Annotated in this window: 19 protein-coding genes and 2 pseudogenes; 8 read left to right on the top strand and 13 right to left on the bottom strand. The window is 54.1% G+C overall.

Annotation, left to right across the window (positions count from 1 at the left end; translation table 11 throughout):
• Positions 1-10: 10 nt before the first annotated feature.
• Positions 11-823, bottom strand: a complete 813-nt coding sequence (locus M1D91_RS02975) for a GNAT family N-acetyltransferase (RefSeq protein WP_437431050.1) — start codon at positions 821-823, stop codon at positions 11-13.
• 129 nt (positions 824-952) lie between these two features.
• Here M1D91_RS02975 and M1D91_RS02970 point away from each other — a divergent pair.
• Together M1D91_RS02970 and M1D91_RS02965 are read left to right on the top strand one after the other, a co-directional pair.
• Positions 953-1,143 (top strand): annotated as a pseudogene (locus M1D91_RS02970) (type II toxin-antitoxin system Phd/YefM family antitoxin).
• Positions 1,140-1,427, top strand: a pseudogene (locus M1D91_RS02965) (type II toxin-antitoxin system RelE family toxin). The pseudogenes M1D91_RS02970 and M1D91_RS02965 overlap by 4 nt, the downstream one beginning before the upstream one ends.
• Before the next feature lie 33 nt (positions 1,428-1,460).
• Here M1D91_RS02965 and tsr read toward each other — a convergent pair.
• Positions 1,461-3,110: a methyl-accepting chemotaxis protein gene (tsr, locus tag M1D91_RS02960; RefSeq protein ID WP_437431209.1), complete on the bottom strand. Its 1,650-nt coding sequence runs from the start codon at positions 3,108-3,110 to the stop codon at positions 1,461-1,463.
• 365 nt (positions 3,111-3,475) lie between these two features.
• On the opposite strand from tsr, the gene M1D91_RS02955 reads away from it, so the two are divergent.
• The 3 genes from M1D91_RS02955 (at position 3,476) to yjiA (ending at position 7,013) form a co-directional block, all read left to right on the top strand.
• Entirely contained in the window at positions 3,476-5,629 is a 2,154-nt protein-coding gene (locus M1D91_RS02955) for a carbon starvation CstA family protein (protein WP_437431049.1), read from the top strand.
• 201 nt (positions 5,630-5,830) lie between these two features.
• The gene (locus M1D91_RS02950) at positions 5,831-6,034 is read left to right on the top strand and encodes a YbdD/YjiX family protein (protein WP_437431048.1); all 204 of its coding nucleotides are present in this window, start codon (positions 5,831-5,833) and stop codon (positions 6,032-6,034) included.
• 10 nt (positions 6,035-6,044) lie between these two features.
• A complete protein-coding gene (yjiA, locus tag M1D91_RS02945) occupies positions 6,045-7,013 on the top strand; it encodes a GTPase (RefSeq protein ID WP_437431047.1) in 969 nt (322 codons plus the stop codon).
• Between the two features lie 31 nt (positions 7,014-7,044).
• Here yjiA and M1D91_RS02940 read toward each other — a convergent pair whose 3' ends face one another.
• The 3 genes from M1D91_RS02940 to rmuC form a co-directional block, all read right to left on the bottom strand.
• Complete coding sequence (locus tag M1D91_RS02940; RefSeq protein WP_457975969.1) at positions 7,045-7,257, bottom strand: type II toxin-antitoxin system RelE/ParE family toxin; 213 nt, start codon at positions 7,255-7,257, stop codon at positions 7,045-7,047.
• A gap of 76 nt (positions 7,258-7,333) precedes the next feature.
• Positions 7,334-7,615 carry a type II toxin-antitoxin system RelB/DinJ family antitoxin gene (locus tag M1D91_RS02935; RefSeq protein ID WP_437431046.1) on the bottom strand — a complete coding sequence of 94 codons (282 nt, stop codon included), beginning with the start codon at positions 7,613-7,615 and terminating at the stop codon, positions 7,334-7,336.
• A 63-nt stretch (positions 7,616-7,678) separates the two neighbouring features.
• Positions 7,679-9,235, bottom strand: coding sequence for a DNA recombination protein RmuC (gene rmuC, locus M1D91_RS02930; protein WP_437431045.1), 1,557 nt, complete (start codon positions 9,233-9,235; stop codon positions 7,679-7,681).
• Between the two features lie 189 nt (positions 9,236-9,424).
• Here rmuC and M1D91_RS02925 point away from each other — a divergent pair, with 189 nt between their 5' ends.
• Positions 9,425-10,705: a DUF445 domain-containing protein gene (locus M1D91_RS02925; RefSeq protein ID WP_437431208.1), complete on the top strand. Its 1,281-nt coding sequence runs from the start codon at positions 9,425-9,427 to the stop codon at positions 10,703-10,705.
• Positions 10,706-10,781: 76 nt separating this feature from the next.
• Positions 10,782-12,020, top strand: coding sequence for an MFS transporter (locus tag M1D91_RS02920; protein ID WP_437431044.1), 1,239 nt, complete (start codon positions 10,782-10,784; stop codon positions 12,018-12,020).
• A gap of 63 nt (positions 12,021-12,083) precedes the next feature.
• Here the strand turns inward: M1D91_RS02920 and M1D91_RS02915 are convergent, their stop codons facing one another.
• The 7 genes from M1D91_RS02915 to M1D91_RS02885 all read right to left on the bottom strand — a co-directional run bounded on the left by M1D91_RS02915 (position 12,084) and on the right by M1D91_RS02885 (position 18,173).
• A complete protein-coding gene (locus M1D91_RS02915; RefSeq protein WP_437431043.1) occupies positions 12,084-13,151 on the bottom strand; it encodes a DUF2955 domain-containing protein in 1,068 nt (355 codons plus the stop codon).
• Complete coding sequence (locus M1D91_RS02910) at positions 13,141-14,208, bottom strand: HlyD family secretion protein (RefSeq protein WP_437431042.1); 1,068 nt, start codon at positions 14,206-14,208, stop codon at positions 13,141-13,143. The genes M1D91_RS02915 and M1D91_RS02910 overlap by 11 nt, the downstream gene beginning before the upstream one ends.
• A gap of 3 nt (positions 14,209-14,211) precedes the next feature.
• The gene (locus tag M1D91_RS02905) at positions 14,212-14,679 is read right to left on the bottom strand and encodes a MarR family winged helix-turn-helix transcriptional regulator (protein WP_437431041.1); all 468 of its coding nucleotides are present in this window, start codon (positions 14,677-14,679) and stop codon (positions 14,212-14,214) included.
• A gap of 222 nt (positions 14,680-14,901) precedes the next feature.
• The gene (locus tag M1D91_RS02900; protein WP_437431040.1) at positions 14,902-15,852 is read right to left on the bottom strand and encodes a hypothetical protein; all 951 of its coding nucleotides are present in this window, start codon (positions 15,850-15,852) and stop codon (positions 14,902-14,904) included.
• Between the two features lie 257 nt (positions 15,853-16,109).
• On the bottom strand, positions 16,110-17,171 hold the full coding sequence (locus M1D91_RS02895; RefSeq protein WP_437431039.1) for a DUF1176 domain-containing protein: 1,062 nt from the start codon (positions 17,169-17,171) through the stop codon (positions 16,110-16,112).
• Between the two features lie 136 nt (positions 17,172-17,307).
• The gene (locus M1D91_RS02890; RefSeq protein ID WP_437431038.1) at positions 17,308-17,913 is read right to left on the bottom strand and encodes an ATP-dependent Clp protease proteolytic subunit; all 606 of its coding nucleotides are present in this window, start codon (positions 17,911-17,913) and stop codon (positions 17,308-17,310) included.
• A 92-nt stretch (positions 17,914-18,005) separates the two neighbouring features.
• Positions 18,006-18,173: a DUF1127 domain-containing protein gene (locus tag M1D91_RS02885; RefSeq protein ID WP_437431037.1), complete on the bottom strand. Its 168-nt coding sequence runs from the start codon at positions 18,171-18,173 to the stop codon at positions 18,006-18,008.
• Between the two features lie 174 nt (positions 18,174-18,347).
• Here M1D91_RS02885 and M1D91_RS02880 point away from each other — a divergent pair, with 174 nt between their 5' ends.
• A complete protein-coding gene (locus M1D91_RS02880; protein ID WP_437431036.1) occupies positions 18,348-19,766 on the top strand; it encodes an aminotransferase-like domain-containing protein in 1,419 nt (472 codons plus the stop codon).
• A 91-nt stretch (positions 19,767-19,857) separates the two neighbouring features.
• Here M1D91_RS02880 and M1D91_RS02875 read toward each other — a convergent pair whose 3' ends face one another.
• Positions 19,858-20,691 carry a hypothetical protein gene (locus tag M1D91_RS02875; protein ID WP_437431035.1) on the bottom strand — a complete coding sequence of 278 codons (834 nt, stop codon included), beginning with the start codon at positions 20,689-20,691 and terminating at the stop codon, positions 19,858-19,860.
• Positions 20,692-20,778 lie beyond the last annotated feature (87 nt).

The following is a 20,778-nucleotide window of genomic DNA, read 5'->3' as shown; positions in this document are numbered from 1 at the left end:
TCGGCGAACATCAAAGCATCGCCCGCATTTCCAGCTGCCTGATATCCATCAGGCAATACCCCGCTGACACAAACAGCGGGGTAAAAGATTCCGGCACTGCCACCGGTGTACTCAGCCCTGCAAAGCGGTGATGCAGAACCGTCAACATCTCGCGCGCCACCCCGTTACCGCGATATTCCGGCTCAACATAAATAAAACGCAGCGAGGGCGCATCCATCAACATTGAAATGGCGGCATACGCATGCTTACGGTACTCATACACCTGACAAGGCAGCGTGAGGAGAGAAAGCGGATCGAGTTGCCAGGGAAGTGTGTTTTTCACCTCCTTCGCGGCTCGCAAGATTAGTTCAAGCGGATTCACGTCGCGCAGTACGTTCTCCCCGGAGGCGGAAGAGGTAGCGCCCTGATAGCCCCGTAGCACCCGCTGTTGTTCAAACCCCAGTGACCGATAAAGACCGATACCGGCAAGGTTATCTGCAATCACTTCCAGGCGCAGTTGCCTGATGCCCTTTTGCCTTAGTCTCTCGAACAGAGGTGCCAGTAGCCGCTTACTGATGCCCTTCCCCCGGTATGCAGGGCGCACGGCATACGCCGCCAGCCTCGCGGTGTCGCTACGCTGTGTGATGATCGCTATCGCCACCAGTGTCTCCCCTTCCCACCAGACGCAAGAGTCGGTAAGGCTGATATCTTCCGCGCCGAAACGCAGGGCAAAACGTTCAGCAGTGAGAGAAACGGGTACGCTGTAGCCTTCAAAACACGCGCCTAAAAAGCAGGAGAGCTGCTCGCTGCTGTAGTGAAGGGCGGAAAGGGTAGTCAGTTTCATACTGTCCTCCAGGTTTAATTCTTAAGCATAACCGACCCTGTACGACGCACTCCTTTCAGGCGGTCATAATTTTCTATAGCCTCCCTGAGTAATACCCGTGCGAGTGTCAGCCAACTGAAGAAAAACCCGATGGCGACCGCCAACGCAGGTGCGGGTTACCCTGTTGCGATTCTCAAGCGTAATCAGCCTGTGTTTTACTGCATCAGACAGCACGTTATAAAAAAATGCTTGAACTCCTGGACGACAATAAGCTGATTCGCCTGGTGAAAGAACGTGATCAGCAAGAACTGGTCGATATCGATCTGGATAAATACTTATGAGATATCGCGTTAAGTTCAGGAAGGACGCACTTCGGGAAGGGGAAAAACTCGATAACGCTATTTAGCAGCAGTTCGCCAGAAAACGCCAAAAATGTCCTGAAAACCCGCACATACCCTCAGCAAGGTTAAGAGGCTTACCTGTTTGCTATAAAATCAAATTACGCGCATCAGGTTTCAGGCTCGTTTATCAGGCCATTGAGGATGTTTTGGTCATTGCAGTGGTTGCGGTAGGAAAACGTGAAAACAGTGAAGCCTGTATCCTCGTCAGTGAAAGGCTGAGATAAAACGCGCCCCGCATCAGCAGGGCGCATTCGGGCTTAGAAGGTTTCCCAGTTGTCTTCGCCGCCGGTAGCTTTCGCCATCAGTGGTTTAGACAAGTTAGGTTTGATCAGCACCGGTGCAGCCGCTGTTTCGCGGGTAATCCGACGGGTGCGGAACACAGCAACGGCCTGCGTCAGACGGCTGGCCTGCTCTTCCAGTGCGGCGGCGGCCGCAGCGGACTCTTCTACCAGCGAGGCGTTCTGCTGCGTCACACGATCCATTTCAGCTACCGCCAGACCCACCTGGTCGATACCACGGCTCTGCTCATCAGAAGCAGAGGCGATCTCGCCCATGATGTCGGTCACGCGGGTTACCGCGCTGACGATTTCATCCATAGTTTCACCGGCGCTTTCTACCAGGGTTGACCCCAGTTCAACGCGGCTCACCGAGTCCTCAATCAATCCTTTGATTTCACGGGCAGCCTGCGCACTGCGCTGGGCCAGGTTACGCACTTCCCCTGCCACCACCGCAAAGCCACGGCCCTGTTCACCGGCTCGTGCTGCTTCAACGGCGGCGTTCAGTGCCAGGATGTTAGTCTGGAAGGCAATGCCGTCGATCACGCTGATGATGTCAGCAATTTTCTGGGAACTGGCGGTAATGTCGCGCATGGTCTGCACCACGTTATCCACCACCTTGCCGCCTTTCTGCGCGGTGCCGGAAGCACTGAGCGCCAGGTGGCTTGCCTGACGGGCGTTTTCGGCGTTCTGTTTCACCGTTGCGGTCAGCTCTTCCATGCTGGCAGCGGTCTCTTCCAGAGAAGCGGCCTGCTGTTCCGTACGGGAAGAGAGATCGTTGTTACCGGCGGAAATTTCGCTCGCACCGCTGTAAATCGCATCAGCGCCGTTACGCACATCGCCCACGGTACGCACCAGCTCGCTCTGCATATGGCGCAGACTTTCTGCCAGTTGTCCCATTTCGTTCGTGCCGTGAACGTTGATGGTTTGTTCCAGATCGCCACCCGCAATATGACGGATGTTTTCGATGAGGTGGTTCATCGGGGCAATCATGCCGCGTTTAATGCCCATCCATACTGCCAGGATCACGAACATCACTACCAACAGAACCGTAATGATTATCCACACGGCAGTAGAGTAGGAGCTGTTGCTCTCTTCTACGGCGATAGCATAGAGGCGATCGTTTTGCTGAAGGTAATCCAGATAGGGTTTCTCAAAGGCGTCCTGGTAGCCCTGCGTCGGCTGGTCGAAGAACTCATTGATTTTACCTGCGCCAAGCAACTGGATCAGCTCCGCCAACGCATTATGGTAAATATCATAAGTGCGATTAATTTCGGCAGCGGCTGACTCATTCTGACGCGGGTCACGTGGGGCGGATTGATACGCCTTCCAGTTGATTTCCGCCTGCTTGAGAGAGGTGCTGGCGATCTGCATCAGGTCATTCACGGTTGCACCGCTGCCAATCTGATTCTGATCCATCATGTAACGGATCCCGGCGCGGTTGAGGGTATTACGGGTTTGCAAAAGCGCGACCCAGCTGGCGTTCAGCGTGGATTGCTGTTGACGAATCGTTTGTAAAACGGTGAAGTTTTCTTTGTCGTGCTTGAGTGCGTTAAAGAACAAGCCGCCAGAGGTAAGTTGCAAAAGGCCAAAGAGTCCCAGTACCACAAGTAAACTGGTGACAAGTTTCATACGGTTTAACATGTTTTTCCATCCCTTATCCAGACATCAACTTTTCGGCCTGGAAAGCGAAAACTTTAGAGTCGGGTTGGCTAAAAGCTGATTGTTTACATTAATCATTTTGCATAACACCCCGTTAAGACCGTCCAGAGAAACCGGAAAACCAGCGCAAAGCCTCGTGATCTGCATCACACATTTTTAACCGCTTAAACCGGTATAAAACCGCTTACCCCTTGGGCTGACCGCTTACCCCCGTTTTCCTGCCACTTACCCAAATCCCGCCCTTTTCAGGCTTGTAATTTGTCATGATCGCCACCAGCAAAATCGACTTTCAACACATCAACCTTCACTCCATTTTTCTGTTAATCAGGTCTGATATGGATACTAAAAAGCTATTCAAACATATACCTTGGGTGATCCTCGGCATCCTCGGTGCCTTCTGCTTATCCGTCGTTGCATTACGCCGCGGTGAGCACGTCAGCTCGCTGTGGATTGTGGTTGCCTCCGTCTCTGTTTACCTTGTGGCCTACCGCTACTACAGCCTCTACATCGCGCAAAAAGTGATGAAGCTGGACCCTACGCGTTCCACGCCTGCGGTCATTAACAATGACGGTCTGAACTACGTTCCCACTAACCGTTACGTCCTGTTTGGTCACCACTTTGCGGCTATCGCCGGTGCAGGCCCGCTGGTGGGGCCGGTTCTGGCTGCGCAGATGGGCTACCTGCCGGGTACGCTGTGGCTACTGGCAGGGGTGGTACTGGCTGGTGCCGTACAGGACTTCATGGTGCTGTTTATCTCTTCCCGCCGTAACGGCGCTTCTCTGGGTGAGATGATCAAAGAAGAGATGGGCCGTGTACCAGGCACCATTGCGCTGTTCGGCTGCTTCTTAATCATGATAATCATCCTCGCCGTACTGGCGCTGATTGTGGTGAAAGCACTGGCAGAAAGCCCGTGGGGTGTGTTTACCGTCTGCTCTACCGTGCCGATTGCGCTGTTCATGGGTATCTACATGCGTTTCCTGCGCCCAGGCCGTGTGGGTGAAGTGTCCGTGATTGGTATCGTGCTGCTGGTGGCATCCATTTACTTCGGCGGCATCATCGCTCATGACCCGTACTGGGGCCCGGCGCTGACCTTTAAAGACACCACCATCACCTTCGCACTGATTGGCTATGCGTTTATCTCTGCGCTGCTGCCGGTATGGCTGATTCTGGCACCGCGCGACTACCTGGCGACCTTCCTGAAAATCGGCGTTATCGTCGGCCTGGCGCTGGGCATTGTCATTCTGAACCCTGAGCTGAAAATGCCGGCGATTACGCCGTATATTGACGGCACCGGGCCGCTATGGAAAGGTGCACTGTTCCCGTTCCTGTTTATCACCATCGCCTGTGGCGCGGTCTCCGGCTTCCATGCCCTGATTGCCTCCGGCACAACACCGAAGCTGCTGGCTAACGAAACCGATGCCCGCTTTATCGGTTACGGCGCAATGCTGATGGAGTCTTTCGTCGCTGTCATGGCGCTGGTTGCAGCTTCAATCATCGAACCGGGCCTCTACTTCGCCATGAATACCCCGCCTGCTGGCCTTGGCATCACCATGCCTAACCTGCATGAAATGGGTGGCGAAAATGCAGCCATGATCATGGCGCAACTGAAAGACGTCAGCGCACATGCGGCGGCGACCGTCAGCTCCTGGGGCTTTGTTATCTCCCCTGAGCAGATCATGCAGACTGCCAAAGACATCGGTGAACCTTCCGTACTGAACCGTGCCGGCGGCGCGCCGACACTGGCGGTAGGTATCGCTCACGTGTTCCATAAAATCATGCCGATGGCTGACATGGGCTTCTGGTACCACTTCGGTATTCTGTTTGAAGCGCTGTTTATCCTGACCGCGCTGGATGCAGGTACCCGCGCGGGCCGCTTTATGCTGCAGGACCTGCTGGGTAACTTCGTTCCCTTCCTCAAGAAAACCGACTCTCTGGTGGCAGGTATCATCGGTACTGCCGGTTGCGTAGGTCTCTGGGGCTATCTGCTGTATCAGGGTGTGGTTGATCCGCTGGGTGGCGTGAAGAGCCTCTGGCCGCTGTTCGGTATCTCTAACCAGATGCTGGCTGCCGTGGCGCTGGTACTGGGTACCGTGGTGCTGATCAAAATGCAGCGCACCAGATACATCTGGGTCACCGTGATCCCGGCATTGTGGCTGCTGCTGTGCACCACCTGGGCACTGGGTCTGAAACTGTTCAGCGCCAACCCGCAACTGGAAGGCTTCTTCTTCATGGCTAACCAGTACAAAGCGAAAATTGCCGCAGGCGGCGCTGATCTGACTGCCCAGCAGATTGCTAACATGAACCATATCGTGGTGAACAACTACACCAACGCGGGCCTGAGCATTCTGTTCCTGGTGGTGGTCTACAGCATCATTTTCTACGGCATCAAAACCTGGCTGCAGGTGCGCAATAACACCGTGCGTACTGACAAAGAAACGCCATATGTGCCGGTGCCGGAAGGCGGCGTGAAAACCGCTTCACACCACTAAATCGGCAACCCTAAAACCCCGCTTCGGCGGGGTTTTTAAGTGAGCCACACAGGCGTAATTGGCGCAGGCAATTTGAACACGGACAGCGCGGAAAACCGGAGCGTACACGTAGTACGTGAGGATGTTGAGCACTGCCCAGGTTCAAAATGGCAAGTAAAATAGCCTGCACCCCCGGGCTTTATTCGTTATCTGGAACTAATAATGTTTGGTAACTTAGGCGAAGCAAAAAAATACTTAGGCCAGGCGGCGAAGATGCTGATTGGCATTCCGGATTACGACAATTACGTTGAGCATATGAAGGCCAACCATCCGGATAAACCCTTTATGACCTACAACGAATTCTTCCGTGAGCGTCAGGAAGCACGCTACGGCGGGAGCGGCGAAGGCGGCGTACGCTGCTGTTAATGGAGGCAAGATGACACCGATTGCAGTCACCCTACTTACCGGCTTTCTCGGCGCAGGCAAAACCACCCTGCTGCGCCACATTCTCAATGAACAGCATGGCCTGAGGATTGCGGTCATCGAAAACGAATTCGGTGAAGTCTCCGTCGACGATCAGCTGATTGGCGACCGCGCCACGCAAATTAAGACCCTGACCAACGGCTGCATCTGCTGTACCCGTTCTAACGAACTTGAAGACGCGCTGCTAGACCTGCTCGACAGCCTTGACCGTGGCGACATCGCCTTTGACCGTCTGGTGATTGAGTGCACCGGTATGGCCGATCCCGGTCCCATTATCCAGACCTTTTTCTCCCATGAAATTCTCTGCCAGCGCTATCAGTTGGACGGCGTAATTGCACTGGTCGACGCGGTACACGCCGACGAGCAGATGAACCAGTTCACCATCGCTCAGTCCCAGGTGGGCTATGCCGACCGCATTCTGTTGACCAAAACTGACGTGGCAGGCGGGAGCGAAAAGCTGCGTGAACGCCTCGGCCGCATCAATGCCCGCGCCCCGGTCTACACCGTTATTCATGGCGATATCGATCTGGCGCAGTTGTTCGACACCAATGGCTTTATGCTCGAAGAGAAGATCACCGCCACACCGCGCTTTCATTTTATCGCTGATAAACAGAATGACGTCTCCTCTATCGTCGTGGAGCTGGATTACCCGGTAGATATCAGCGAGGTGTCCCGCGTCATGGAAAATTTGCTGCTCTCTTTTGCGGACAAGTTACTGCGCTACAAAGGCATGTTATGGATTGATGGCGAACCGAACCGCCTGCTGTTCCAGGGCGTGCAGCGCCTCTACAGCGCCGACTGGGACCGCCCCTGGGCTGATGAAACCCCACACAGCACGCTGGTGTTTATCGGTATTCAGCTACCTGAACAAGAGATCCGCGATGCTTTTGCGGGGCTGAAAGGCACGACGTCTGAAGCATGATGATAAATGGGCCTTTCGGCCCTTTTATCACCTATGCCTGTTCAAACAATTCTGAATGCGTGCCTAAATCGGTAAACACGACCTGATGTTTGCCGTGTTCAACTTTATAGATCAGCAAATAATCACCACCGATATGCAGTTCTCTAAAACCTTGCATATTTCCTGCTAAGGCGTGGTCATTGTCGTGCGCGGGCAATGGGTTGCCTGACAGAACCATCGTCATTACGGCGGCAGTTTCATGCATATCTCTGCGCCCTGCTTTGTTATAGCGTTCCCAGGCTTTGATAAAAGATCGGGTGTAATCCTATCGAAAGGGCAAGCTAGTCCGTCTGCTTTTTACCATCATTCAGGCTGTCCATTAGCTGCTGCGCACTCTCAAAGCGTCCATGCTGGTGCGTGATAATTTCATCTGCTTCGCGCATTGCGGTTTGCAGACGGGCATTCGGTTTTTGGGTGACTTCAAAAGGCAGCCCTTCATTTTTGACAATTTGCTCAGCGAACAAACAGATAGCTACGCTCCAGCTCAGGCCGCAATCTTCAAGCACTAAACCAGCACGCTCTTTAAGCCCTTTGTCGATCCGCGATCGAATAACAGAATCCATAGATCCTCCTCATTTTGTAGCTACGCTGTAGCCACAAAGCAGGCTTAATAAAATCCGAATAAGTTAAGCGCCAGTAGATCCACTCAACGTGGTATCGCTTAGCGGGTTATTACTCCCAACCGTCACAATCTCAACGTCAGGCTCATCCAGCGCTTCCACAATCAGCGCCATGCGCTCATGTTCGAAATCACGATGGGCAAGTTCCAGTTTCGGCAACTCTTTATTGACCTTCTCGGAGAGTGTGCCAAAGCGCTCCACCTTGCCGTACAGCCCCTGATTCCCCACCAGCGCCGTCACGGTCTGGTTGTACTGATTACTGGCGGTAGTCAGGGTGCCGCCGAGCTTACTTAAGCGTTCGGCCACCAGACAGACGTTATTGAAGATTTCCCCAGCGCGTTCACTGATTTCCCGCGCCTCGCTGTTGCTGCGCTCAATCATCCACAGATTGGAAACGGTACGCAGGATAGGGATAAGCGTCGTGTGGGAGACAAGCACGATGCCCTTACTATAACCGTATTCAAACAGCCCTTTGTTGGTTTTCAGCGCTTCAATGTAGGCCGCTTCGACAGGCATAAACATCAGCACAAAACTGGGGCTGCGAATGCCCGCCAGGTTGGTGTAATCCTTGGAGGCCAGATCGTCGATGTGGCGGCGCACCGCCATTATATGGTCGTCCATCGCCCTCACCTGCGCCTCCGGTGTTTCAGCAGAACAGACTCGATCGTAGGCATTGAGGGAGACTTTGCTGTCAATGATGATGTGCTTATTGTCCGGCAGACGAATCAGGTAGTCAGTCTGCTTACGGCGCCCCTCCTCATCTCTGAAAGCACTCTGCACTTCGAAATGCGCTTTTTCTACCAGCCCGCTCATTTCAAGCGTGCGACGTAGCTGTGCTTCACCCCAGGCACCCCGCTGCTGGGAGTCGCCCTTCAGGGCAGTGGTCAGGTTGGTGGCCTCCGCGCTCATCTGCAGGCCAATCTCCAGCACCTTTTTAATCTCGGCATTCAGGTCAGCGTTGCCGCGAATCGAGGCATCATGCACTTCGTTGATCCGCTTCTGGAACCCCTCAATTTGCTCGCGAAACGGTTTGAGCATGTCGTCAAGGCTGGTTTTACTGGTGGTGGTAAAGGTTTTACCCTTCTCTTCGAAGATTTTATTGGCGATGTTTTCGAACTCACGCGAGAGGGATTTTTTGGTCTCATCCAGGCTGGCAAACTGCTCGCGGAAATGCTGCTCGCGCTGCGTCAGGGTGGTTTTCAGCTCGGTATAGTCGTGGTCAAGCTGTGCTGACAGACGACGTTCATCCGTTAATTGATCTTCTGTTTTTCCCAGACGCTGGAGTAATTCTGCCGTTCGCGATTTGAGGTCATTAATCTGCTGGCGAAGCACGCTGGTCTCTACGTCCAGTTGGTGCTTTTCATTGCGTAGCGCTTCGGCTTTCCCTTCCTGCTCACGCAGCCCTTTTTTCGTCGCTGCCAGCGCGTCTTCGGCCTGATCGTTGTCGTGTTCAAGGGCGGCAATTTTTTGTGCGAAAGTCATCTTTGTCAGCAGCCAGCCAAAAACGCCCCCTGCCAGCGCAGCCAGCACGGCAGCCATTATCGTGAGTGTCATGTCAGTCATTCCTTTCTCCCTTGTTTCTGCGACTACCATACCCGTGGCGCATCAGGATGCAATCATTGCTTATGCGGCCTGCTCGGCTTTTCTTCCTCGCCCCTTTGGGGAGAGGGCCAGGGTGAGGGGGAATAATCCGCTTTCTGTTGCACCTTGAAAATTCTGCGAAATTCGCCGCCCGGCTCTATGCTTAACACCATGGACAAACTCACTGAACTCAAACGCGCCAAACGCCTGGCGCTTTCATTACTGCTGATTGCTGCAGCGGTTTTTGTCGTCACTCTGTTCCTGCCACCCAGCTTCTGGGTGAGTGGGGTCAAAGCTATTGCCGAGGCGGCAATGGTGGGGGCGCTGGCAGACTGGTTTGCCGTGGTGGCGCTGTTTCGTCGCGTACCCATCCCGTTTATTTCACGCCATACGGCGATTATTCCGCGCAATAAAGACCGGATTGGCGACAATCTCGGCCAGTTCGTGCAGGAAAAATTCCTTGATACCCAATCGCTGGTAGAACTGATTCATCGCCACCAGCCCGCGCAGATGATCGGGGCCTGGTTCAGCCAGCCGGATAACGCCCGCCGGGTGGGACAGCATCTGCTGCAGGTGATGAGCGGCTTTATGGAACTGGCCGACGACACGCGGATCAAAAACGTGCTCAAACGGGCCGTGCATCGCGCCATCGATAAGGTGGATTTAACCCAGACCAGCGCCTCGATGCTGGAGAGCATGACCAAAAACCAGCGCCACCAGGTACTGCTCGACGCCCTGATTGGCCAGATGATGCAGCTGTTGCAAAAAGAGAGCAGCCGGGAATTTATCGCAAGCCAGGTGGTACGCTGGCTGAAAACGGAACATCCGCATAAGGCGAAAATCCTGCCTACCGAATGGCTGGGCGATCAGAGCGCCGGGATGGTCACCCGCGCGGTCAACACGCTGCTGGACGATGTCACCCACGACAGTGCGCACCAGATCCGCCGTGCTTTTGACCGCGCCACACTGAAGCTTATCGATAACCTGAAAAACGATCCGGAAATGGCGGCCCGTGCCGACAATATCAAACAGTATCTGAAAGAAGATGAGGCCTTTAACCGCTATCTTGGCGAAATGTGGGGCGATCTGCGTGACTGGATAAAAAGCGACATGCAGTCCGACGACTCGCGCATCAAACTGCGCATCACCGAAGCGGGGCTGTGGTTCGGGGAGGCGCTACTGGCTGATGAGGCGCTGCGCACCTCCTTGAATGGGCATCTGGAACAGGCGGCGCACAGCGTCGCGCCCGATTTTGCCACCTTCCTGACCCGTCATATCAGCGATACGGTAAAGAGCTGGGATGCGCGCGACATGTCACATCAGGTCGAATTGAATATCGGCAAGGATCTGCAGTTTATCCGGATTAATGGCACCCTGGTCGGCGGCACTATTGGCCTGGTGCTCTATCTGCTGTCACAACTCCCTGCGTTACTGACACTCCCGGGCGGATAAAACCAGCATATTTGCATCGACATAAAATTTGCCTGCTCGCACACTGACTGTGATTGAGCCGTAAAAGGAGCGTGTGATGTCATGGAAAACTGATTTTTTTACCCGCTACGGCGGGGCCTTTATCTTCCCGATGGCGCTGGTGCTGTATGACTTCGCCGCCTATCTCACCACCGATATGATCCAACCGGGCATCATTCAGGTGGTACGCGATTTTGACGGTGACGTTAGCCTTGCGCCGCTTTCTGTAAGTCTCTACATGGCGGGGGGAATGGCGCTGCAGTGGGCGCTTGGCCCGCTCTCCGACCGCATTGGCCGTCGCCCGGTCCTGCTCACTGGCGCACTCATCTTCACCCTCGCCTGCATCGCCACTCTGTTTACCACCACCTTCGAGCAGTTCCTGGTGGCGCGTGTCGTGCAGGGCACCAGTATCTGTTTTATTTCGACCGTGGGTTACGTCACCATCCAGGAAGCGTTTGAGCCGACCAAAGCAATTAAGCTGATGTCGATGATCACCTCCGTGGTGCTGCTCGCCCCGGTGATCGGCCCGCTTAGCGGTGCGGCCATTATGCACTTTGTACACTGGAAGGTTATCTTCGCGGCGATCGCAGCGATAGGCTTTATCGCCTGGCTTGGGCTGGTACTGGCGATGCCAGAAACCGTGCAAAAGCAGAGTGAGCCTCTGCGTGCAAAAAGCGTGGTGCGTGACTTCTGCGCCGTCTATCGCAACCCGCGTTTCCTCACCGGTGCGGCCACCCTTGCCCTGTACTATATTCCGCTCATGACATGGGTCGCCGTGTCGCCGGTTATCCTGATTGACGCAGGCGGCATGACTACCGCAGAGTTTGCCTGGGCACAGATCCCGGTCTTTGGCGCGTTGATCGCCGCCAATATCGTCATGATGCGCTTTGTTAAGGATCCGACCGATCCACGCTATGTTCGCCGTGCAATACCGATCCAGCTTGCCGGGGCGATCGTGCTGGTTGGCGGAAATCTTCTCTCTCCCCATCTCTGGTTATGGTCAGTCATGGGCACCAGCATTTATGCCTTCGGGATCGGGCTGATTTTTTCCACGCTTTACCGTTTCACACTGTTTACCAACGACCTGCCCAAAGGCACCGTCTCCGCCTCGCTTAATATCGTCGTGCTCAGTACGGTGGCTGTTGCCATTGAAGGGGCGCGATGGCTGTGGTTTTCTGCCGGTGGCCGTCTGCCGTTCCATCTGCTGGCGCTGGTGGCCTGCTGTGTGGCGGTATTGTGCCTGCTGAGTCTGCTGCGCCGGGTACGGCAGTATGAACAGAGTACGGAGAGCGCATGATCCTGTGACGAATCCATAGCGCCCTCTCCCCCTAAGCCTCCATCGGGCAAGGAAACAGGGGCGCTACTGCTCCTCAACTACAAAGCGCGTCGCCTCAAAGCGGTTTAATAAAAGATGCATCAGAAAGACCAGCGTCAGCGTGCCCAGAAGCGCTACCGTGACTGACACAATGCGGTAGAGATCGCTGAAGACCAGATCCGTATCCGGGTGCAGGTTCTGGCCGAACATAATGCCGATGGTGGTCACGCTGGCAAACCCGACGCCAGCCCCTACTTTTTCCATGACGTGCAGCCGCGCGCTGAACGCCAGCCCCAGGCCAATCAGCGGCATCATCAGCAGCATATGGCTACTGTGGTTATAGAGTATGAGTTGCACCAGCAGAATATAGAGACAGGCAAGCATCACCCCCACCACGCGCCAGATGGAACTCATCACCGCCCCGCGATAATGCATCGGGAAGAGGATCAGGATCCCCGCCATTAGCGCCGACAGGGAATCACTGAGATCGCTGAGCTGGAACACCACGAAGATCATGGTCGCCACGCTACCGGAGAGCAGGGACTCATGGCGCACGCGGGCATCGCTTTTTTCAATTCGCGGTGGCGGCTGACGAGGGGCGAGATCCGGGATCAGGTAATTCATTAACGCGCTGAGCATTACCGCTATCACGCTGGCTTCAATATTGGAGAAGATAAGCGTGTGCCAGTCGCTGGTCGGGTAGCTCATAAAGTTGAGCATCGTGCTCTGACACACGACGCCCGCAGAACCAAAGAGGAAGAGTGGCCCTTTGCTCATAAAACGGAAACGCATGACGTAGAGGCCAAATACCACCAGCGTCATGATCACCGGCCATTTTGCTAAAAAGCCAATGATCAGCACCATCTCGATACAGTTGATCACCGCACTGAAGATGAACTGCTTCGCCACGTGACGGTTAAAGACCGGCACCAGCGAGAGCAACATCACCGGATAGACGACGTAAAAGACGCCGTAGCTGGTGTTATAAAAACTCGACATACTGAGCGCAAGCATCCCGGCGAACACAATCCGCAAGGTCTGACGAAAATCATTTGCCGTATAGACAATGTTGCCGTGCGGGGTGAAAACCCGCGCCAGGGTATTAATAGACATAGTGCAGCCAGCTCACCAGGTGGATTTGCAGACCCGAGAAGAAGCGGGCAAACACGCCTTCACTGTTATAAAGCTGGACAGTGGCGCGCGCCCCGGTCGGCAGGTTGGGTGGCAGCGGATCATTGAGTGCAACATGAATGCGCATGCGCTGTGCGTCACGTACCCAGCGGTTGGACGTTTCCGGCTGGGACAGGGCCCCGTTCACCGCTTCCTGACCTGCCAGCACACCGGCATCGCTACTGGTGACGTGCGCGGGGAAAACCTGTCCAGGCAGAGCATCAAAGACCACTGCGGCATCCGTTCCGGGGTGGGTATGGCGCAGGCTTTTCTCACGGAAATCCGCCACGATATCGGCGTTGTCATGAACCAGTGCCAGGGCAGCACTGCCGGCTGCGGCATAAAAACCGGGGCTTAACTGAAGGTTACTCACCTTACCGTCCATCTCCGCCCGCACCTTTGTCCAGCCAAGGTTGAGCTGCGCCTGCTCGAGGCTGTTCTGGTACTTTTGCAGCGTCACGTTACGGCTGTCGTCACGTTCACCACGCTGGATGATGAGGGCACGAATGCTGGCATTGAGGTTATTGACCGACTGTACGCTGCTCTGCCAGGTGGTACGGACGTTATCGAGATCCGATTGCGAGACATTTTGCATCGCGCCCAGACGCTGGTAGCGATCAAAGGTCACTTTGTTGTTCTGCGCGGTAAGCTCGGCCGTTTTCAGACTCGCCTGCGCAGCTACAATCTGCGCATCCAGTTGCTGGTTGGTCAGCTTTGCCTGGGCCAGGGCGATTTTTGCCGCTTCGACCTGATTAACAAAGGGCGTGGCGTCCAGTTCAAACAGCAGGTCACCCTTTTTTACCTGGCTGTTGTTTTGCACATGCACTTTTGCAACATACCCCGCCACCCGTGATGAAACCGGCGTGACAACACGCATCACCGTGGAGTCCGGCGTCAACGGGATCCAGATATCGGCAACGATAAAATAGACAAACATCAACAGGAAAGAGGCAATACTGACCCTTACCCAGCGGGCAAATTTTTGTTCTGGTGTCATCATGATTTATTGTGTCTTGTTATCTTCACTACGCATTACGCGTAAATTGCAGGCGATTTGATTCAACGTGGCGCTGAAAATGTCGAGATTTTCCGCCGGGATGTGTTGCGCAGCGCGTTGCTGGCAGGCCTCGATTACGCGGGTAATTTTCTCCAGCATAACCGTGCCTTCCTGGGTCAGTGCGAGCAGGCGGATGCGCTTGTCATAAGGCGATATCGTACGTGCTATCAGCCCCTGCGCTTCGAGGTGCGAGAGGGTGCGCATTAAAGGCGGCAGTTCGATGCCCTGCACTTCTGCTAACTCACTCACCGAGACGTTATCCCCTAACTGACGAAGCTGCATCAGCACCGTCCAGCCGGACTGCGTCAGCCCCGTATCTGCCAGCGCGTTATCGATGGTCGCACGCCACTGGCGCACGATCATCGCCATCCGCATCCCCAGCGGCCGGCGGGCAAACAATTCATCTTCTGTCACGGGAGGCTCCTCATTTAAGGCTGAGGAGAATAATAGTTACCAGGGTAAGTATCAAGAAACGACGGTGAGAAACAGCATGGAATGCGAAAGGCCGCGCGACTGCGGTCCGGAGGGTTTTTTGTGCATCACGCGCAGCAGGGGATAACAAAAAAGCGCATTCAGACAAAGCGGGTTACCTTTGCCGGGGCTTTTCAGCCATCCCATCGCCATCAGTTCAGATGGTCACACCATCCCCCACATCTCTCGTAACCACCCGGCACGCCCGACAATCGCTGGTATCCCCTCCTGCTCCCAGAAACGCAGTGAGATATGGCCGCTGCTCATGCCGCCACGGCTGAAACGGGTGATATAGACAGCGTCGCTATCCAGCATCGTGCTGTTAGTGCGCGCCAGCACAAGATTACGCAGCAGGGCGGTGAGCTCTTTTGTGGTCGCGGGCAGGGGAATACGCGTGGTGGATTTGCGCAGTTCCATCCATAGCCAGGGGTCACCGCGTAGCCCCCACCGCTCATGTTCCTGCACCAGCAGATCGCCAATGGTGGCCCAGTTCCGCTCAAGCGGAATGCATGATTTTTGCTGCTCAAGCTCAAGGAGTTCTGGCAGGAAGATGTTTCGCCAGTAGTCCGTATTTACCCACCAGTGGGGCGGAATTGAGGCAGGGGAAGTATAAGGGGCCGCAATATCCGTACCCGTCAGCGCTAAAAATGCGGCATTAAAACGCGCCTTCGCCGGGGAGCCGGGCGCAACGCACTCTTCATCGCTCAGGAGCATCACCAGATTGTCCATCAACAGCAGATCGGGATAGGCCATGTTTTCCGGTAACCCCCGGGCGAAAATTTTGCGCATTAACTGCGCGAGCGTACGGGGAGTCGGATCGAGGGCAAAGTGGAGATCGGGCCGCTGCTTCTGTTTTTGCAAGGCAATGTCATACGGCGTTTGCTGCGTGTCTCTGGTCTTCAGCTGCGTGTTTGCGCCAAGCCGGAGCAGACCACCAATGGTTTCCAGCGTTGCCCCATGCCAGGCCGCCTGATGCAGCGCCGAGTAGCCTTTCTCAGGCGAGGTGTGATTTATCAGGGCAGGAAACTGTTCGAGAAGGCGAAATACGGCCTCCCACTCTCCCAGAAAAGCCTGATGAGAAAGCTGCTTCGAAGCGAGCAGCAGCGCGTCGTCCATACTGTCTCCTTGAGTCCATCATCGCGACCGGTATGGTCAATTCTATCTCCACTTTTTGGAAAAGGTACAGCGCCCCGCGCCGTCTGGCCTGAATACGCGATGCCTGGCGTTCAGGAATCGTCAGCCGTGTGCCCGGCTATTACGCGGATGGAGTGCATGCGAGGTGATGCCAGGGTGGGGGAGATAAGCATGGCACCGCTGCTTAACCGAATGAATGCTTAACAAGCAAGCAGAGATGCCATTATCAGGATGATGGCTTACTCCGGTGTTTTCACCTCGGCGACAAAGGAGGGGAGATCCCAGGTACCGCCTGCGCGGATGTAGCGGCACATGCCGGTAGTTGACCGGCTGGATTGCACAAAGGCTTTGCCGTCCCAGACCCATTCCGCTGAAGACCAGCAATCGCCAATACCCCGTCCACGCTGACCCAATGAAATCAGGCCATCGCTATAGTCGGAAGCGGAGTCAGTCACCAGTACCGGCGTGCCCTGCATCTTGCTGTCGGTCACCCAGAAGCCATAGCCTTCGTTGTAGGCCGCGCGCCAGCAGAGGGCGGAGATCAGTACATGGCTCTCATTGAGGGGGGTAAGAGTGATGTCGTTATCTCCCTCTTCTGCGTTTTCATCCGGCGTTTCCAGGCGATCGCATCCGCTGTCTTTATTCAGGGTGGCGATGAGTTTGGGCTTCAGGGCCGCCACTTCCGCCTCAGTCAGGGTGCGCTCCGGCGCCTCGCTCACTTTTGCGGCCTGGATGACCGGTGCCGGCACCGGGGCAGTTACGCCGCTTTCGGGTTTGTCCCCTTTTTTGCTCAGCGCGCCAGGAGTGCCAACACGCCCCTGCACGTCATCCATTTTCAGCAGAACCGCAGTCGCGCCATCGCCGGAAAGGATAAAGGGTTTCGCCCCGCCTCTGAACTCCACTTTCCCGCTGCCTTTTACCGCCGCGATCAGTGCGCTGGTTTGCGCATCAGAGAGATGCCAGGTATCGCTGTCCTGCGCTTCCACCTCCCCCCGGTCCGTACCATCAACCCATAACGTCAGCTTCGGCTGCTGGACAGTTTCATCTGCTTCCATTTCCGCCAGCACCACGTCTACGGTGACCGGCGTGTCAGCGCCCGCTTTGCGCGTGAGCAGCACGGACCCTACGGAGCCACCGGCCACCTCTTCTTCCTGGCTATAACCGGCGGCACGGCAGGTTAATGTGTTGTCGCAGACCACTTCCCAGTCTTTGTGGTTGAAGGCGGTGCCACTGTCGTCCGCCAGCACTGGCGCACTGAGGGTCGCCATCATCAAAACTGCGGCTTTGTAACTGTTATTCATGCCGTTTCTCCGTAATCAGAATCACGGACAGTGTGAAGAAATTTGCGTGGCTGGAGAAGTGAATTTTTGCGGAAAATCTGAGGAGAAGCGGTTTATTTTTGCTCCCGCCTGTGCTGCGGGAGCAAAAGGAGAAGAATCAGTCCAGATTCAGCTCTTCATAGCTTTTTACCACGCGGGAGACAATCCCGTAATCAATGGCTTCCTGCGGGTTCATCCAGTAGTTACGATCCGTATCCTGTTTCACTTTTTCCACCGTCTGACCGGTAGCCTCAGCGATAAGACGGTTCACGCGATCCAGCATGCGGATGATCTCTTTGGCTTCGATCTCAATGTCGCTCGCCTGACCACGCACGCCGCCCAGCGGCTGGTGGATCATAAAGCGGGTGTTCGGCAGCGCGTAGCGGTGCTCTTTCTTCGCTGCAAGGAAAATGGTGATCCCGGCGCTGGCCACCCAACCGGTACCAATCACATGCACTTCCGGCTTGATGAACTTAATGATGTCATGGATGGTGTCCGCCGCTTCGACATGCCCCCCCTGACTGTTGATGTAGATTTTGATCGGCGCATCGCTGATGCCCTGTAACAGCAGCAGCTGCGTGACCACTTTTTCAGTCAGCGTCTGGTTGATTTCGCCGGAGATGATAATAGAGCGTGAATCCAGCAGTTTCTGCTGCATCAGTTGCGTCACATTGCCGCCTTCGCTCTCTTTTTTCTCGTCGTCCTTACCGCCCATAAAATGCATGTTGTGTCCCCCGTAATGGTGATGGCATTAAGCATAGTCTACGCCAGAAAAGGCGGAAATTAACAAGATGTTATCTTCGCCCTCTGGGGGGATCAATAACCGAGGTCCTGACGGCGTAATCCTACGTCTTTCAGTTGCTCATCACTTAAGCGACTCAGCACCTTACGGGTGTGGTGCCGTTGCCATTTTTTTACCAGCCAGTTCCAGGTATGGGTGAACAGTAAAAACGGTTGTTTTGACGGGTTTTCAAAGAATTCCATCGCGTCTCTCCTCTCTCGCAGAGCCTTATCTTCGCCGGAATTCACCCTCACAATACAGATTCAGAAATCACTTTTCTTTAACATACAGATCCGCTAAAACCTTATCTGAAAGGCAAAACGTGGGCAATTCTGTACTGGTTTTGAAATCTGTATGGTGGGTATTGGGGATACAGCATGACGCGTTATGAAAATCTGGCTACGCTTTTAGCCGAGCGTATTGAACAAGGGCTCTATCGCCACGGTGAGAAGCTTCCTTCGGTACGCAATCTCAGTCAGGAGCATGGTGTGAGCATCAGCACCGTGCAGCAGGCCTATCAGGTGCTGGAAAAGCTTCAGCTTATTCGCCCCCAACCGCGTTCCGGCTATTTTGTTGCCCCACGCAAAGCGCAGCCGCCGGTGCCCGCCATGTCGCGCCCGGTACAGCGCCCGGTAGAAGTAACCCAATGGGATGAAGTGCTGACGCTGCTGGAAGCCCGTGGCGATCGTGAAATAGTGAACTTCGGCGGCGGTTCGCCGGATGTGACCCAGCCGAGTTTAAAACCTCTCTGGCGAGAGATGAGCCGCCTGGCGCAACATCATGTTCACGACGTACTGAGCTACGATCCGCTGGCCGGGCAACGGGAACTCCGTATTCAGATCTCCCGCCTGATGCTCGACAGCGGATCGTCTGTCGATCCTGACGACATAGTCATCACTAACGGCTGTCATGGTGCGCTGGCGATTGCGCTGTTGTCCGTCTGCAAACCGGGCGATATTGTCGCCGTCGAATCGCCCTCGTTTTACGGCACCATGCAGCTACTGCGCGGGTTCGATATTAAAGCCATTGAGATCCCGACCGATCCGGAAACCGGGATCAGTATTGAAGCGCTGGAAATGGCGCTGGAACAGTGGCCGATCAAGGGGGTGATCCTGGTCCCCAACTGTAATAACCCGCTGGGTTTTATCATGCCGGAAGTGCGCAAAAAGGCGGTGCTGGCACTGGCTCAGCGCCATGATATCGTCATTTTCGAAGACGACATTTACGGCGAACTGGCCACCCACTATCCCCGCCCGCGCACCATAAAATCTTTCGACATTGATGGCCGGGTGCTGCTGTGCAGCTCGTTTACCAAATCTGTCGCACCTGGCCTGCGGGTTGGCTGGATAATTCCAGGGCGCTACCGTGACCGTGTACTGCATATGAAATATGCCGCCATCGGCAGTAATGTTCCGTCAACTCAACTGGCGGTAGCGGCTTTTATTCGCGATGGGCACTATCACCGCCATGTGCGGCGCATGCGTCAGATTTATCAACAACATCTGGAAACTTACACCTGCTGGGTGCGTCAGTATTTCCCCTGCGAAATCTGCGTCACGCGCCCGCAGGGCGGATTCATGTTATGGATCGAACTGCCGGAGACGGTAGATATGCTTTGTGTGTCGCGCCAGCTCTGCCGCATGAAACTGCAAATTGCCCCCGGCTCGCTGTTTTCTGCATCCGGAAAGTACCGCAACTGCCTGCGAGTTAACTGTGCGATGCCCCTGAGCGATAAAAATCGCGAGGCGATTCAAAAGGTGGGGGAAGCGGTGCGTATTGCGATGGAGGAGGGGTGAAATAAAGGCCCTGAATACTTTCTTCAGGGCGCGATGACGAAACACTCCTGTGACTCATTCTGAAATCAACGTGTTTATATTTTTTGCATCACTACTGGTTATAGTTGAAGGGTTGCAATGTGTCACCGTCCAGATAGATGGTAACCTGATTCGTTCTGATGTAAAACTTATTGCCACTTCGTTCACTTTTCAGTCCTGTAAGATAGATAAATGTACTAAAGGATTTTTTATCCAGGTCACATACCGCTCCGCCTGACTCTATGTAACTGACATTTTTTTCAATTTTACAGTGATATTCCCAGTCTAATATTGAAAACATCGCCTCGTTGATGTTCTGCTCCTGAAACCAGTTTTCAGTCACCACTTGATATTCGACTGAACCAATGTTGTATCGCCGGTATCCTGAAGGAAATGCATAGGCCTCATTCAGGTTTGATGAAAATGTAAAGGTGCCACCGGCTGGAACTTCTTTCCACTCATCCTCAATATCATAACGACATTCCATGGAAAGGAAATTTAGTAATATCCCCTCAGAGGTTATGGAAAAAGCATCACTGCAAAGTGGATGAAAATTATTTTTTTTCTGTTCTGCCAACCTACTTTTATGTACATAATAAGGGGTTGTGCTTTTGTTTTGAAAAACCACATGCGCCTGTAGATATTTATTGTTTTTGTTTACATCTAACTTCACATAAAGCTTTTGCCTTTCCTGAGATTTTTTATTTTCAAAATCACTTATTTCAAATCTCGGATAAACTCTGTCATTTATGCGATTACTACCTGAAAGATAGAAATATGGCCAAATAGCTGGCTTGTCATGCTTTACTCCATCCCATATTAGAAAACCATATCCATAGCGGGTTAACAACATTTCTTCACTTGCATAGCATATTGCCCCATTGAAGATAATGAAAATTGCCAACACCAATCTTCGCCATAAACAAAAACACATAACCTATCCTTTATTTTGCATGTTTCATAAATTACAGCTTGCGATAATTTATCGATTTCT

The sequence above is a fragment of the Enterobacter sp. SA197 genome (assembly GCF_054131575.1).
This window is presented reverse-complemented; position numbering and strand designations above follow the sequence as displayed.